This window comes from Vibrio sp. 1CM2L (genome assembly GCF_023161695.1).
Taxonomy (GTDB): domain Bacteria; phylum Pseudomonadota; class Gammaproteobacteria; order Enterobacterales; family Vibrionaceae; genus Vibrio; species Vibrio coralliirubri.
The window spans coordinates 431159-446974 of sequence record NZ_JALNTT010000004.1; the positions used below are offsets into that span (position 1 = coordinate 431159).

The following is a 15816-nucleotide window of genomic DNA, read 5'->3' on the forward strand; positions in this document are numbered from 1 at the left end:
TTGAACTCGTTAGCTATAAAAGCAATAATGTTTTGTAATACAATTCAGTGCGCAGACCGACTTCATAGATTCGAACTCATAGAGATAAGTTCATCGATACTTTCACCATATTCTTGAACGACTCTATCCTTCTTGTCTGACGTGCCTTAGCCTTCTGTATAGCAATATCACACCAATTAAAAACCTATTTTGGACAACGGAGAGCCACCTTGAAGAGACCACAACCAGTACTGGGAAAGACCGGTATGCTATTTTTTCTCGTCATAATAAGTGCTTTCCCTCCATTGACCATCGACCTTTACTTACCTGCACTCCCGCAGATGGTCGAGGTGTTTAATACTGACCGATCCATGGTCAACTTAACCCTGAGCAGCTACTTCGTTACTTACGCCATCGGTCTTTTGTTCTGGGGGCCGCTCAGCGAAAAATTTGGTCGTAAGCCGATCCTATTGATTGGATTAGCGGGTTATATGGTCGCGAGCATATTGTGTGCGATGACCAATAGCATCGAACAGTTAATTGGCGCTCGTGTATTCCAAGCCTTTGCTGGCAGTGCTATCACCGTTATCGCTACCGCCATCGTAAAAGATCTTTATGATGGGCGAGAACGTGAAAAGATCATGGCGACTATCATGTCACTGGTGATAATCGCACCAATGGTTGCGCCTGTATTTGGTGCCTTTCTACTGAAAATTGCGTCTTGGCGAATGATGTTCGTCACCCTCGCCATTTTTGGTGCATTTGCGTCAGTATTAGCTTGTTGCTACCGAGAAACACTCGAAACCAAATACCAAGGTTCCATGTTCCGTTCATGGGGAAGAATGGGCGTGGTCATGAAAAACCGCTCGTTCCTCAAGCTACTGGTCATTTTCTCTATCATACCGATGGCGTTGATGGGCTTTCTTGCGGCGGGTTCTTATATCTACATCGATCACTTTGGATTGACCGAACAGCAGTTTAGCTACGCGTTCGCATTCAATGCATTATGCGCCTCATTTGGTCCAACAATTTACATGAAGTTGTCCTACCGAATGCCGGTTCAAAAGGTCATCTCAGGATGTTTTGCTTTATTAGCGCTTGCCGGAATCTTCACCCTTACCATTGGTGGCCTGTCCCCTTGGTTCTTTATGTTCATCGCTGCACCAGCAACACTGATGGCGATCATCATGCGAGTACCGGGCACCAACTTAATGTTGAATCAACAAGATCATGACACAGGTTCTGCCGTCGCACTGATACAGTTCTTCAGCATGATTTGTGGCTCGCTTGGCATGGTATTAGTTTCAATACGCCCAGAGTCACTGATTGAAAACCTAGGCTTTATTCAATTATCCATCGGTACGCTTGGCGGCCTGATGTGGCTAATGGTCAGAAACAAAGAGTTCGTGACGACGAAGCTGAATTAGGCCCTTCCACGATAGTCGCTGACAGTACCAGTCGATAAGCCAGAGGAATGGTGACTAATAAAAATCATTCCTCTGATAGAAATCTAGAGCGAAACCTTGATGGTGTTAAGCCAATGATTTTCATGAAGACTTTTCGGAAGCTGTTTACGTCCTCATAGCCAACTAGGTAGCTGATCTGCTCTACCGGTTTGTGTGAGCTTTCCAATAACTCGCACGCACTTTGAATACGTACGTGTTGGATATAATTGATCGGCGTGTAGCTGGTCGCTTTAGTAAATTGTCGGATAAAGGTTCTTCGAGTCATGAAGGCTTCTTCTGCCAATTTATCGAGCGACAAAGGGAGATGATGATGCTTCTGAATAAAACGCTGCACCGATACAATCTTGTCATTGCCGTGAGCATAATTCGGCACAAAACTCTGATAGTAGCGCTGCTCTCGTAAGCCCGTATCAAGCACTAGGTATTTACCGAGATTACGAGTATTGGTCGGCGTCGTATATTTAGTCAGGATAAACAAAGCTAGATCCATCCACGACATCAAACCACCCGCAGTAATAATGTCAGCGTCATCGATCAATATTTTGTCGACATCAACATCGACGTCAGCATAGTGCTCCGAAAATTGTTGCTGAGCTTGCCAATGCGTTGTCACGGTTCGTCCTTGCAACAAACCCGTTCCCGCCAAAATAAACACACCTGCGCAAGCAGAACACAGGATCGCCCCACGTTGATGAGACTGCACAAGGTAGTCCAATAGCCCTTCATCTGGTTCTAGGTAGTATCTACCATCTAAGTTTGGCGGCACTAGAATAATGTCGGCCTTTGAGTTCTCAAGTGATCCGTTGGTCGACATAGACAAGTCGTCGTGAGGCTTAATTTCAACATGAAACTGAACCTGCTCATTGGAAGACTCAATGCTATTCGCCAACTGAAGAAACTCTTTCACTCCGAACACGGCACTTTGCAAAGAGCCTGGATAGTCGATGATTTCGACCACAACTGATTTTGTCACTATTGCCATAGAGTCTGTCATTTTTGACGTGCGATAAAAACTACAGAGTATTCATAATATCCCTACACCGCAATACACCAAATACACCAAATACACCAAATACAAAGGTATAGACTATGAAGAACACTGCATTACTACTTATCGACTTTCAAAATGATTATTTCCCTTCATACGAGGGTGCAAAGTGGGCACTGTCTGAAACAGAAAAGGCAGCCGAAAAAGGTGCACAATTATTAAAGGCTTTCAGAGACAAGCAACTTCCTGTGGTTCATGTACGCCATGAATTTCCGACCAACGAAGCACCCTTCTTCTTGCCGGATTCAGACGGCGCTCAAATCCACAACAGCGTGACTCCGCTAGAGGGTGAACCTGTTGTCGTAAAGCATCAAATCAATAGCTTTAGAGATACGGAACTGAACAAGGTGCTAAAAGATCAAAGCATTGAGAAACTGATCATTGTCGGCGCAATGAGCCACATGTGTATCGATGCTGTGACTCGTGCAGCTACCGATTTAGGCTACGAATGCCACGTAGCGCATGATGCTTGCACAACCTTAGACATGGAGTTCAACGGTGTTAAGGTTCCCGCTGCGCAGGTCCATGCGGCATTTATGGCCGCACTGAGCTTTGGTTACGGCAATGTCGCGACCGCTAGCGAGCTTGAAAGCCAACTTTAGTAAGGCTCAAAACCGTCCACATGGGCGGTTTTGTCTATTTTCAAATCAGAGTCAGCTTCCAAACAATTCTTTCAGGCGCAAAAAAGGCCCCTTTTGGAGCCTTCTTGTCAGAGCCAGTGATCACTCAGTTTGGTCAATTGTTACTAAGCTTGAGCCACTTGACGTGCTGGGTGTTTAATAAACACAGCGACCACAGCCACGATAGCAAGCGCGAAACAGTAGTAAGAGTTAGACACGATCTCTAGAGGCGATAGGTTAAACACAGAGCCCAATAGCAACACCTGAGCACCGTAAGGCAATACGCCTTGAATCACACACGAGAAAATATCCAATAAGCTTGCAGAGCGACGTGGAGATACATCGTTCTCTTCAGCTAATTGGCGAGCAACACTACCAGAAACAATGATTGCTACGGTGTTGTTTGCCGTACATAGGTTCACCATTGATACCAAGCCAGCAATACCTAGCTCACTTGCGCGGCCATTTGCTTGCTTAGAGTGAGAAGAACCAAATGCACGAATCAAACCACTCACTAAGTTAGTCAGAAACGCTAATCCACCTTGGCGACGCATCAGCTCACTCAAACCACCAATCAGCATCGACAGTAAGAAGATCTCTTGCATGTTGCCAAAGCCTGCGTAGATGTCTTGAGCGTAATCCGTCAAGCCGTAGTTCTCAACAGAACCTAGACTTACACCACCCGCTAGCAAGATACCAATCGTCAACACAACGAATACATTCATGCCCGATACTGCAAGGATTAGGATAGTGATGTACGGAAGGACTTTCAGCCATTCAATTGGGCCAGTTTCAGGTACCTGAGTCGCTGTGCTGTTGAAAGCAAAGATAACAATCGCGATAAGTGCAGCAGGCAGTGCAATACGGATGTTCTCTTTAAACTTGTCTCTCATCTCACAGCCTTGCGAACGTGTCGCAGCAATCGTGGTGTCTGAGATGATAGAAAGGTTGTCACCAAACATAGCGCCACTTAGCACCACGCCAGCGGTTAGAGGAATGCTCATGCCAGCTGAATCAGCAATGCCTAGTGCAACAGGAGCAACCGCAGCGATAGTACCCATAGATGTGCCCATTGCGGTCGCAATGAACGCCGAAATAAGGAAGATGCCCGGTAGGATCATGCTCGTTGGGATAGCCGATAGACCAAGGTTTACCGTCGCGTCCACGCCACCAGAAGCTTTAGCCACAGCAGCAAAAGCACCCGCTAATAGGTAGATCATACACATTGCAATAATGTCTTTGTGACCCACGCCACCTAAGAACTGCTCGATCGCACGGTTCAATTTATCTTTGCTCAATAGCAACGCTAACATCACGGCAGGCAGAGCCGCAATCGGAGCTGGAAGCTGATAGAAAGCAAAATCGACGCCTTGTAGCGACAAGTATGTACCCACGCCAATAAACAGCGCAAGAAAGACAATCAGAGGGATAAGCGCAACTGCAGAAGGTGCAATTACCGCGTTAGAATTTTTTGAATTGGACATGGAACGACAACACAATAGAACAGGAAGGTGAGCAGACTAATGTCACACTTAGAACTTGTCAACGTCTAGACGTCTAAACGCCTAATTTAATGCAAAGTAATAAGAACCCTATTGAGCATCACGTAATAAAAAAGGCTATTTACTCATCAGTAAACAGCCTTTCGATAACAGATAGTGCGCCGCTAGAAATTAGCGTTTCTGCTTGAACGTCACTTGGTATTCACCAATGCCTTCGTAGTGGAAGGTCGTTGGCTTATCGAATTCCATTTCCACGATACCGCAGTAAGAGCCCGTGATAATAGCTTCACCCGCTTGGAAATCAACACCACGACGCGTCATGTAGTTAATCAACCAGTAAATTGGGCTTGGCGGCAGTGTATTCGGGTGCTTACCGTCGAATGCTTGAACTTGCTCGCCTTGAGTCACTTCAATACTGATCTCTGCAGAAGTGAACGCTTTTTCGCGATCAATCTCAGGGCCAATAAATAGACCTTGGTTTACTAGGCCATCGGCCAGCTTTTCATAGAACTCAGCGCCGCTGTCATCCGCAAAACGAGATTGCATTAACTCAAGTGCCATGTGACAAGAACCAATCGCTTCGTTGATTTGCTCTTCGCTGTAGCCTTCTTGGCTTGCAGGCAGACTCTTAGCAAGCGTAAATGCAATTTCAGGCTCAACACGCACTACGTCGTTGTCTGCAAACAGTTCACAAACTTCGCCTTGTTGAACGCTGCCCGAGAAGATTGGCGCAACAACAAACTTGTCTTCAGCCAGAGGAAGTAAGCACTTCCAACCGCCGACTTTATCGCTTTTCAAATCGATCATTGAAGATTGGATCTTTAGCGCATCTTCCAAGTTATTCGGACGGTACTGTTCGTCCAATCTTGGTGCTTTGGTGCCAGCAACGCGACGACTCAACAGTTCTTCAGCTGCTTGTTTAAATACATTTGTCATATAATATCACCTTTAGTTTTATGACCAGTATAATATCGGATTTCTTAAAGCTTGAATAGACAATTCAACAACGGTGCTACACCGGAAATTCAGCCATCAATTTTCCCACATTCTAGACGCAAACAACTGAAATTATTTTGATTTAAAGACAACAAAAGCCAGTAAGTTCGTTACTGGCTTTTCGATGTGTTACTGATGATTAGGCTTTACTGCCCTTTCAAGGTCTTCTTAAGGTTTTGCATGAAGTCTCTGAAGTGAGGCATAAAATTAACAAACAGAGGATGCTTTCTATCTTGCATCATCAATGGACCGAGTAAACGGATACTCACACCCAGTCGTGCTGCTGATTGCTCATCTAAGCCGCTGTCTTGTTTGATCTTCTCAACAATCGCGAACATGTTTTCTCTGTCTTCAATTTCAAACTGCATGGTTTGAAGTTCGCGGTCTTCTTTAACGCTCACTTCTTCAATAGTGATGCGGTAGTTATTGTGTTTGCCTGTAAATGCTTTCATGTGGATCTCCTACAATGCTGTGAAATGTTTTGGCTAGCTCTTCATGAATCGTTCTAGCTTAGGTTTAACCGTCATCGACATTACGACCATGATCGTAAGGCCAATAGGAAGCGCGGCAATAAATCCATTAAACCATCCACTGGTAAACGCCGATGTATCCGAAAATCCAATATTATTTGCCGCTGTTACAAATGCCATCATGGACTCCATAATGAATGCCATGATCAGTCCTACGATCAGGTTGCGAGCTTTCTCGCCATAAGTTGTGAACACTCTAGCAACGGCTTTGGTAACTAAAGCCATCATCACCGCGCCCATTGGCATCATGATCACGACAACAAGGGCTAACGAAGAAAGCCAGTTGCCAATAAATGCCTCGCCGAATCCGACATTCATGTAGGTCATCACGGCCGTTAAACTGCCGCCAATCGTCAGCATTAAGCTCATCATGGCCAAAATTTTGTATAAAACCGGTGTGCCTTTTTGCTCAGGAAGAGTTGGCGTTAGAGTTGCTTGAATCGTCATATCTATTTCCTGTCTTGAATTTACGAACAATTAAGTTGATAATGTCAACTATAAATACAGTGGTTGATAATGTCAACTATATTTCTAAGGATCGTTTATGTCTGATAACACATCGCTAGAATCAATCTTTCGTCTAGTGCACTCTTTGAAACGTCAAATGAGCGAACAGATTGAGAGCTTAGACTCAGAGATCGCACCTATGAACATTCGTGTCATGAAGATCATTACTAAGAAGTCTCCATGTACCGCTATCGATATCGCACACTTCCTAGATCGTGATAAAGCACAGGTCACTCGGCTTATTAATGCCTTGATCAATCAGGAACTTGTGAAAAAGTCTCCGAACCCGGAAGACAAGCGCAGCCAGTTATTGGTTCTGACTGATAAGGGTCAAGAGATCATGAGTAAGGTCTCGGATATCGATCGAGACATGCTGAAGAGAATGACCAAAGGCATGGCCGAAGATGAGTTGGAACAATTCAGAAAAATTGCGAAGAAAATGGCGCAGAACTTAGAAAGCTGATCTTAAAAATAAAACAAAAAAACGCCACCGAATCGTAAGATCGGTGGCGTTTTGTGTATAAGTTGGGTTGTACAGCTTAGTGGTTTAGCTATGTCTATTTGGATGACAACTCTAATTCGATGCCAGTTTCCACCATGCCTGAACAGGTACCGGCTCTGAAATCACCAAACGTTCACCCATCACCGGGCTTACCATTTGCACATCTCGCTCTTTGCTAATCGCCAGAGCTTGTTCCATTGGATCTTGCCAATCATGCATAGAAAGGTCGAAGGTACTGTTGTGGATTGGCATCATCACCTTACCTTGCAGATCAATGTGCGCCTGAACACTCTGCTCTGGGAACATATGAATATCCGACCAAAGTGAGTTATACGCGCCCGTTTCAACCATGGTTAAATCAAACGGTCCATAGCGCTCACCAATCTCTTTAAAGCCGCTGAAGTAACCAGAGTCACCGCTAAAGAAGACTTTCTTGTCTGAAGCATTAATAACCCAGCTACCCCACAGTGTTTGGTCACGATCAAGCAAGCCACGGCCAGAGAAATGCTGTGTCGGCGTCAAAGTGAACTCAATGTCTGAGGCTGTTGCTGATTCCCACCAGTTCAATTCGATGATCTTCTCTTTATCCACGCCCCACTTTTCCAACAGCGCACCCACTCTTAATGGCACTAAGAACGTCCCCACTTTGTCGGCGAGCACCTTAACGGCACCTTTGTCTAAATGGTCGTAGTGATCGTGGCTGATCACCACCACATCAATATCGGGTAGGTCTTTCAGTGTGATTGGTGTCGGATGAAAACGCTTTGGTCCCATCCATTGCACCGGTGATGCACGATCACTGAACACAGGGTCAGTCATCACTAACTTACCACCCAGCTTCATCATCACGCTTGAGTGACCTAAGCGGTAAGCAACGTCGTCTTGTTCTTCGATCAATTGCTCAGCTGTCATTGGAATCAAAGGCAATACAGCGCGCGGCACTGGCTCGTTTCTTTCCACAGTCACGTATGCTTTCAAGATTGAAAAAATATCAGACATACCCGATTTGTATTCCAACTCACTGTTAACAAACTTCTTTGGAAGCTTATCTCGATTGTCGTTTGATTGTGAACCTGTGCTTACGATAGCGACCACGGCAAGTACTCCTAAAATCGGTAATAGATATTTTTTCATTGGTATCTCTTCATCGGTTGAGATAGGCCCAACACATAAACTACACCGACTAGTTTACATATCAAAACCAAAAAGTAAACCAGCGAGTGTAACTTCTAATTTATCTAGACGTAAGCGTGCCAAAATCGATTTTGGAAAAACCAACTTTGGCAACGAGTTAGCTTAGTTATTTAGCTAGTAAGAAAGGTTAATCAGCAGACCATACATTCTTGAAATCTGGCCATCCCCAGTTGGTGATGGCAACGTTTTTCAGAATCCCTTGGAAACGAACGGTCTGTAAGTGATGGAACATGGGCACTAACCAATAATCTGAGATCAGAGTAGACGCGATGGGTTCTAGCTCTGCCAAGTAATTAGGCAGTTCAACCGATGCTTTATGACTATCCAAGCGCTGCTTGAGCCAATCGCTGTTCATCTCTCCTAAAGCAGAGTGCAAAACAGGATCGTTCATCATCCATGAGAACAGCGAAGACGGGGCATTGTCATCGAGGTTGAGGTTACACAACACCAAGTCCTCCTTTAACTCGCCACTCTGAGAGAGCTGCGCCAACTCTCGAAAACTGTAGGTGTTCACCTCAACTTCCACGCCATACCGTTTGAGTATGTCGGATACGCAAATCGCACATCGATACAACGCGTAATAATCATAAACCGCAATACTCATCTTTTTCGGCAGTTGTGTCTCTTTCGAAGGCGTTCGATACAACTTCTGCCAACTTGGCAGTATATTTTGAGCTAAAGAGACACTAAACAAACCCTTGTTGTGTTCCAGCTGAGACAAAATCGCTTGTGGGTTGGTCAGTTCTGAAAGGTATTTGCGCTGTTCATTATTTAGTGGACTAGCCGCTGAGTTCTGATTGAATAGGATAAACAAACACCCATCCTCGACTCGGCTACGAAGGCCGTCTGTGTCTGCTGAAACAAGTTCCGCATCGCTTTTCCCTAACTGATGGAAGCAAGAAGAATCTTCATATGGCGATACGTGCATTTGGCTATCATCGAAACGAGCAGTGCCCGTCATTGATTCCTCAAACTGCCAGATGGTCACCTCATCGGTTAACGAGCGGCAACCATAATAGTGTTCAAATGCGGCGAGTTTGATTCGTTCATTGTTGGTCTCAACCACTTTAAATGGACCTGTACCAATAACAGCATGGGACACAGAACTTAATGGCGACGGTTCACGGGTGACTTGCGCTGCGGGTTGAATCGAATATTTAACGCCAGCAAGTAAACCAGCAAAGCCGGTATCTGCTTTGGTGAGTTGAAAGCTGATCCTCAATGGCTGCTCACTGTAAACTGAAGCGACATGGGCAAGCTCTGTTTGATAGAAAGGTAAGGCTTGCAACGCAGAAAACATCGAAACTAATTGCTTAGCATCCACAGGCTGTCCGTCATGGAAAGTAAGTCCCGGGCGTAGATAGAAAGTCCAAACGAGCTTTTCAGCATCATATTGCCAATGATGCGCCAGTTCAGGCTTCAACTCGCCTTTGCCATTACAAGTCACTAAACAACTGAACACTTGCCTGATCAAAAATCGTTCACTACTACGATGAATATGGTGCGGGAACAGATCTTCGAACTTACGTTTGTAGGTTAATTGGACGTGCAGTAACCCTTCGCGCATCGTCGCACCGGATGTTTCTTGGAGAAGAGAGCCAAACACTGCGCGGTCATCATCCAAAATAGAGAGCGCTTTTTCGTACTTACCCTGCTCTATCAGCTTGCTGGCAACATGTTGAGTCAGTTGTTGATTGCTAAAGCGCAATGTCAGGTTAGAACGTTGATTCCTGCCGACTTTTGGCTCCCACACCACCCATTCAGCTTGATGCATCTTGCCGAGTAAGGTTCGTGCATGGCGCAAACTGGTAAACAGCTTGTCTGCCACCTCAGTCAAAGTCACCGAATGTGAGATGTTTGGCTCGAACGAATCCAGCCGAGTGTAGTAACGCATCATGTTTAGATCAGACAAATAATGAACCTTTTAGAAACAACCCTTCCTCATAAAGCCGATTATAAAACACATTTGCCTTTAAGTGACGATAAAAGACAAAAACAGGAACAACTTACCAAAAAACCGTCTGTTTATTACTTCCTGTTAAATGACCATAATTAATGGGTCAGCAAGGAACTTTGAGTTCCCACCAAAGCCTAATACAAGAGAAGTAATCATCATGAGAAAATACTATCTTAATAAGCAAAAAAGCACCTGTAGCAAGCTCGAAAGAGAAGCACTACGAACACTTATAGAGCTATGTAACTGGCGTTATTAGTACACTTTTAAGCACCGAGTTAACGCGAGTTGAGTACAACCTAATATGCTCCTACCCCCAATATGAGTTAGGTCTCAACTCGCTTTTCCATTCCAAATCCCCTCTCAACCCAGTTGTACCAATCGCTCGCGCATTCGATAAATTTCTGTTGTCGACTCGACAAATTTAATTCGTTTTCTTAGTTAAACAAAAAGCCTTAAGGTTCGCCCCGAAGCAAGCAAGGAGCCTCAGAAAAACTGAAAGCTCAGCTAACAACTAATTTATTTGCAGTTACCAATCAGGTATTAACTAAGGAAACGCCATGCGTATCGCAATTCTTTCTCGCAACGAAAATCTATACTCTACTTCTCGCTTAAAAGCGGCTGGAGAAGCACGTGGTCACCAGGTCGATGTTATCGACACGCTGCACTGTGATATAGATATCGCGAGTAACAATCCGAAGATTCGCTACATGGGTGAAGAGCTACCTCAATACGATGCTGTTATTCCACGTATTGGCGCTTCCATTACCTTTTACGGAACTGCGGTTGTTCGCCAATTCGAAATGATGGGCACTTTTTGTATCAATGAGTCAGTTGCAATCAGTCGTTCTCGCGACAAACTGCGCTCACTACAACTGTTGTCTCGCAAAGGCATTGGCTTACCAAAAACAGGTTTCGCTAGCCGCCCAGATAAGATTCAAGACTTGATCAAAAACGTAGGTGGCGCGCCACTGGTTATCAAGCTTCTTGAAGGTACTCAAGGTATCGGTGTGGTTCTAGCTGAAACAAACAAAGCAGCAGAAAGCGTTATCGAAGCATTCATGGGCCTAAAAGCGAACATCTTGGTTCAAGAGTTCATTGAAGAAGCAAATGGCGCAGACATCCGTTGTTTTGTTGTTGGCAACAAAGTAATTGCAGCGATGAAGCGTCAAGCTGGTGAGGGTGAATTCCGCTCTAACCTGCACCGTGGCGGTACAGCTCAACTGGTTAAACTAACCAAAGAAGAGCGCGCTACAGCAATCAATGCTGCGAAAATCATGGGTTTAAACCTATGTGGTGTTGATATTCTACAATCTAAGAATGGTCCTGTTGTAATGGAAGTTAACTCTTCTCCTGGCCTAGAAGGTATTGAGAAAGCGACAGGTAAAGATGTAGCAGACATGATTTTCGAATTCATCGAAAAAAATGCAAAACCAAACGCTAACCGTACTCGTGGCAAAGGCTGATTTAACGCCGTTAACTCATGATTGGAAATGACATGAACAATAAAATGATCATAGGGAATACAGAAGCACTTTGCTTACCAGAGTTAGGGATAACTGGACTACATACACGTGTTGATACAGGGGCTAAAACCTCTTCTCTACACGTAGACAATCTACTATGTGTAAAAACAGACGGTGAGAACTTCGTTGAATTCGATCTTCACCCAGACGTTTACCACCTAGAAGAGACAGTACGCTGCAAAGCGAAGCTGAAAACAAGTAAAAGAATCAAATCATCGAACGGCGAAGTTGAACACCGTTGTGTGATTGAAACCATGCTTAAAATCGGCGGTCAGGAATGGCCTATCGATCTCACGCTAAGCAACCGTCAAGATATGACTTATATGATGCTGCTTGGTCGTCAAGGCATGAGTGACAAAGTGATTGTTGATCCAGCGGGTGAATTCCTGCTGACTCACTAATCCGAGTCATCGTAACCGCTCCACAGGTTATAACTAAATAAGGCCAGTCTCATGACTGGCCTTATTGCTATCTATTTTTCTATTTCTACTTTCAGCTCTAAATACACGGCTTTGCATTCAGACTTCTGATCTATTTCTTCGATTTGCCATGAGATTGAAAACCAAATCGCCAAATCGATAACAGTAATTTCTTGGTTTTGATTTTGGTTACCCGCCAATGTGTAACAGGCCTTCTTGGGGCACTCATCAACAGATGTTCAAAAGCCTTCTGACTGAAATCGACTTGCCCACCATGTGCCACCAGCAAGGTATCAAGCTGCATGTCATAAATACGCGATACAGACGCTCGATACTTATTAGGATGAAAGATAGGAAATGGCGGAATCAGCTTCTTCTTAACCTCGACCATTAAGTCTGCCACATAAGCCATGCTATGTGATGGGCAATAAACCGAGAGATCACGGTCGGTATGGCCCGGGGTTTCAAGAACCAACCAATCATCAAATCCCGGAATGCTATCCCCATCTGAAAGCTTGTAATCAGGCTTTAATTTCCTTGAATACCACAAGTTCGCTTTCGGTTTTCCCAAACGGTTCGCCATCCACCTAGCAAGCGCTAAGTCGGTCAGATGCATTAAAATGCCATCAATACCGTGATACCAATCCTTATCTCGGTTTGCTGCCACCAAATGACAATTAGTGAGCTTTCTGAGCGTATGTGCTGCCCCTGCATGATCGGGGTGCATGTGTGTAACAACCACAGTGTGCAGGTCGCCGAATTCACGGCCAAGCTCATCTTCAATGAAAGCCCTAAGATGGGGTATATCCGCACGGCACGCACCATCAAGTAACAGCAACCTATCGGGATACTCTACGAGATACATGTCTTGGATATAGCCTTTGATGGTATGGAGTTGCAAAACCGCTCCTTGTGATAAAACAACTGGTCAGACCTACACAATAGCAAATTCGACTTAAATTGTGATCATTTTGTTAAAAACAACAATCTAAAAACGGATCGAGAACTCGAATCAAGATTTCTATTGGAATCCACTAAATCACTCAAATTCAATGTTACTCAAATCCAATTCAACTCAATGCAACGGGAACAGATTCCAAAGATAGCCATCCATTTCATCCGATATTTTTCAGCATTATCGAATGCCTGCATTGCCGTAAACCTTGCTCTATAGGCCTTGCGATTCTAACTGCTAACACCATTTGTCGTAACGACAAAACATGTGATTTGTTGACCTAAGTTATTAGGACTATATATGCGCCTCTAATTTATTGTCTGAGTGCTATACATGAACCAATTAATCGATGCTCTTTCTACCCAAGGTTATTTCGTTTGGGATGACTTCTTAACTCAAGAAGAAGTGGTGGCATTGAGGGATTGCATTCCAGAGAACTGGAAAAAGGCTAGGATTGGCCGTAACGATGAAGTAACGCGAGAGTCGACCATCCGTAGCGACAAGATTCAATGGGTGCGCCGCGATATGGGTCAGCCAGCATCTCTGTTTCTAGACAAGATGGAACAAATTCGTTTAGCGGCAAACCAAGCGTTCTTTTTGGGTCTGTTCGAATACGAAGCGCACTTTGCTAAATACGAGAAAGGCGACTTCTACCAGAAGCACTTAGACTGTTTCAAGGGCAATGAGAACCGCCGTCTGACTACCGTGTTCTACATGAACGACGAGTGGACAGAAGACGACGCAGGTGAGCTTGTGGTTTACGACCTAAAAGACAACCACATCGCGACCATTCCACCAAAGTCAGGCCGCTTATTTGTGTTCTTGTCTGAACAGTTCCCACACGAGGTACTGCCGACCAACACAGAGCGATTCAGTATTGCAGGTTGGTTCCGCATTAACGGCGTGAAAGACAACCAACTCGATATCGCACACTAAAACAAAGCCGATTGTTACAAGCTCTAGCTTATTCAAAGCCTCTCCTTCGAGAGGCTTTTTTATTGAACAAATATTAAGCAAGCATTCAACAACAAACCTCTCAAAAACCACACGTAGTAAATATCCAAATCATCAATAACTTTTCTCTTAAATGAAATCGAAATGAATCTTTCATATCAGTGAAACGGTTTAGCCACGTAAGTGAAATACGCCCTGTTCAAGATAGCTTCAAACGACACCCCTACCGTCTCGTTAACACTCTAATCCAATACCTCGACATCGATTTCATCCAAAAGGAAACGAAGATGAATAAGCTAATTTTGGCAGGCGTTCTTTCTGCGACAGCGGCAATGCCAGCGTTCGCAACGACTCAAGTCACTTGGTGGCACGCAATGGGCGGCCAGCTTGGAGAAACAGTAAACAAAATTGCGACCGACTTTAATGCGTCACAAGATGATTACCAGATCACGCCAATCTACAAAGGTTCATACACAGAGACCTTAACAGCGGGTATCGCGGCATACCGAGCAGGTGAAGCACCCAATATTCTGCAAGTCTTCGATGCAGGCGCAGCAACCATCATGAACGCGAAAGGCGTCGCGAAACCGGTACAGGATATTCTGGTTGAGTCGGGCTACAACTTTAATTCAAACGACTACTTAGCTGGCGTTCGTAACTTCTATGCCGACAACCAAGGCAAGATGGTTGGTATGCCTTTCAACAGTTCAACACCGGTTCTTTACTACAACAAAGATCTTCTCGCGGAAGTGGGCGCAGACGCGCCTAAAACTTATGAAGAACTAGAAGTGGTTGCTAAGAAGCTGAAGGCAGAAGGACACATCGCGTTTTCTCAATCTCTGACACCGTGGATCATGTTCGAGAACTTTAAGTCTCGCCACAATCTACCGGTCGCGGACCAAAACAACGGCTACGATGGCTTGTCCACTAAGATCATGTTCAACACCAAAGACATGATGATGCACGTAAGCAAGATGAAAGAGTGGTCAGATCTAGGTTACTACAAGTATTACGGCAGCGACTGGGATGCAAACCAAACCCCTTTCGAGCGCCAAGAAGTAGCGATGTGGATGGGTTCTTCAGGCTCATTCGGTGGCTTACGTAACCGCGTACCTTTCGAACTAGGTACCACATACCTTCCATACTGGAAATCGGTTAATCCGGATGCGGGCTTAACCTTCATTGGCGGCGCAGCTCTGTTTGCACTCAATGGCCATGACCAACAACAAGACAAAGGTGTCGCAGCGTTCTTTGATTACCTGACTAAGCCTGAAACTCAGGTCTACTGGCACAAAACCACTGGCTATGTACCTGTAACAACGGCTGCCTATGAGCTAGCGAAAGAGTCTGGCTACTACAACGAACAACCAGACGCAGAAGTGGGCGTTAAGCAGCTAAGCCTAAAATCAGGCGAATGGACTAAAGGCTACCGCTTAGGTTACTACCCTCAAATTCGTGAAGTGATGCATCGTGAGTTCGACAATATCTTCGCCGACCGCTCTAGCGTCGAGAACAGCCTAGATAAAGTCGAAGATGAGAGCAGCAAACTGCTGAAACGCTTCGCTCGTACGATGAACTAATTCTGCTTTTTAACCAAAGCAGATTACCGAGCTAAAGGCTTAACAAACCAAAGCCGTTCATTGCTCCTCACCACTTGTCACTGC

General features: G+C 44.8%; 15 protein-coding genes. 7 read left to right on the plus strand and 8 right to left on the minus strand.

Annotated elements, in window-relative coordinates; all coding sequences use genetic code 11:
- The first annotated feature begins 245 nt into the window (after nucleotides 1-245).
- Nucleotides 246-1406: a multidrug effflux MFS transporter gene (locus MSG34_RS16730; protein ID WP_248338702.1), complete on the plus strand. Its 1161-nt coding sequence runs from the start codon at nucleotides 246-248 to the stop codon at nucleotides 1404-1406.
- 64 nt (nucleotides 1407-1470) lie between these two features.
- On the opposite strand, the gene MSG34_RS16735 is transcribed toward MSG34_RS16730, so the two are convergent.
- On the minus strand, nucleotides 1471-2427 hold the full coding sequence (locus MSG34_RS16735; protein ID WP_248338641.1) for a helix-turn-helix domain-containing protein: 957 nt from the start codon (nucleotides 2425-2427) through the stop codon (nucleotides 1471-1473).
- Between the two features lie 107 nt (nucleotides 2428-2534).
- Between MSG34_RS16735 and MSG34_RS16740 the strand changes: the two genes are divergently transcribed.
- Entirely contained in the window at nucleotides 2535-3095 is a 561-nt protein-coding gene (locus MSG34_RS16740; RefSeq protein WP_048612852.1) for a cysteine hydrolase family protein, read from the plus strand.
- Nucleotides 3096-3238: 143 nt separating this feature from the next.
- Here the strand turns inward: MSG34_RS16740 and MSG34_RS16745 are convergent, their stop codons facing one another.
- The 4 genes from MSG34_RS16745 to MSG34_RS16760 form a co-directional block, all read right to left on the minus strand.
- Complete coding sequence (locus MSG34_RS16745; RefSeq protein WP_048612851.1) at nucleotides 3239-4597, minus strand: Na+/H+ antiporter NhaC family protein; 1359 nt, start codon at nucleotides 4595-4597, stop codon at nucleotides 3239-3241.
- 189 nt (nucleotides 4598-4786) lie between these two features.
- Nucleotides 4787-5551 (minus strand): hydratase, encoded by a 765-nt coding sequence (locus tag MSG34_RS16750; RefSeq protein ID WP_048612850.1) that lies wholly within the window; start codon nucleotides 5549-5551, stop codon nucleotides 4787-4789.
- A gap of 206 nt (nucleotides 5552-5757) precedes the next feature.
- A complete protein-coding gene (locus MSG34_RS16755; RefSeq protein ID WP_017069212.1) occupies nucleotides 5758-6063 on the minus strand; it encodes a DUF3861 domain-containing protein in 306 nt (101 codons plus the stop codon).
- Between the two features lie 33 nt (nucleotides 6064-6096).
- Nucleotides 6097-6588, minus strand: coding sequence for a DUF2798 domain-containing protein (locus MSG34_RS16760; RefSeq protein WP_248338643.1), 492 nt, complete (start codon nucleotides 6586-6588; stop codon nucleotides 6097-6099).
- A gap of 97 nt (nucleotides 6589-6685) precedes the next feature.
- Here MSG34_RS16760 and MSG34_RS16765 point away from each other — a divergent pair, with 97 nt between their 5' ends.
- Nucleotides 6686-7111 carry a MarR family winged helix-turn-helix transcriptional regulator gene (locus tag MSG34_RS16765; protein WP_017060573.1) on the plus strand — a complete coding sequence of 142 codons (426 nt, stop codon included), beginning with the start codon at nucleotides 6686-6688 and terminating at the stop codon, nucleotides 7109-7111.
- A 111-nt stretch (nucleotides 7112-7222) separates the two neighbouring features.
- Here the strand turns inward: MSG34_RS16765 and MSG34_RS16770 are convergent, their stop codons facing one another.
- Together MSG34_RS16770 and MSG34_RS16775 are read right to left on the minus strand one after the other, a co-directional pair.
- Nucleotides 7223-8284: an MBL fold metallo-hydrolase gene (locus MSG34_RS16770; RefSeq protein ID WP_248338645.1), complete on the minus strand. Its 1062-nt coding sequence runs from the start codon at nucleotides 8282-8284 to the stop codon at nucleotides 7223-7225.
- A 187-nt stretch (nucleotides 8285-8471) separates the two neighbouring features.
- Nucleotides 8472-10256: an SgrR family transcriptional regulator gene (locus MSG34_RS16775; protein ID WP_248338648.1), complete on the minus strand. Its 1785-nt coding sequence runs from the start codon at nucleotides 10254-10256 to the stop codon at nucleotides 8472-8474.
- A 602-nt stretch (nucleotides 10257-10858) separates the two neighbouring features.
- Here MSG34_RS16775 and rimK point away from each other — a divergent pair.
- Both rimK and MSG34_RS16785 read left to right on the plus strand, forming a co-directional pair.
- Entirely contained in the window at nucleotides 10859-11764 is a 906-nt protein-coding gene (gene rimK / locus MSG34_RS16780; protein WP_019824669.1) for a 30S ribosomal protein S6--L-glutamate ligase, read from the plus strand.
- A 32-nt stretch (nucleotides 11765-11796) separates the two neighbouring features.
- Complete coding sequence (locus MSG34_RS16785; RefSeq protein ID WP_248338650.1) at nucleotides 11797-12225, plus strand: RimK/LysX family protein; 429 nt, start codon at nucleotides 11797-11799, stop codon at nucleotides 12223-12225.
- Nucleotides 12226-12355: 130 nt separating this feature from the next.
- On the opposite strand, the gene MSG34_RS16790 is transcribed toward MSG34_RS16785, so the two are convergent.
- On the minus strand, nucleotides 12356-13144 hold the full coding sequence (locus MSG34_RS16790) for an MBL fold metallo-hydrolase (RefSeq protein ID WP_059019078.1): 789 nt from the start codon (nucleotides 13142-13144) through the stop codon (nucleotides 12356-12358).
- A gap of 387 nt (nucleotides 13145-13531) precedes the next feature.
- Here MSG34_RS16790 and MSG34_RS16795 point away from each other — a divergent pair, with 387 nt between their 5' ends.
- Nucleotides 13532-14134 carry a 2OG-Fe(II) oxygenase gene (locus tag MSG34_RS16795; RefSeq protein ID WP_050621773.1) on the plus strand — a complete coding sequence of 201 codons (603 nt, stop codon included), beginning with the start codon at nucleotides 13532-13534 and terminating at the stop codon, nucleotides 14132-14134.
- A 305-nt stretch (nucleotides 14135-14439) separates the two neighbouring features.
- Entirely contained in the window at nucleotides 14440-15732 is a 1293-nt protein-coding gene (locus tag MSG34_RS16800; protein WP_048612845.1) for an extracellular solute-binding protein, read from the plus strand.
- The last annotated feature ends 84 nt before the right edge of the window (nucleotides 15733-15816 follow it).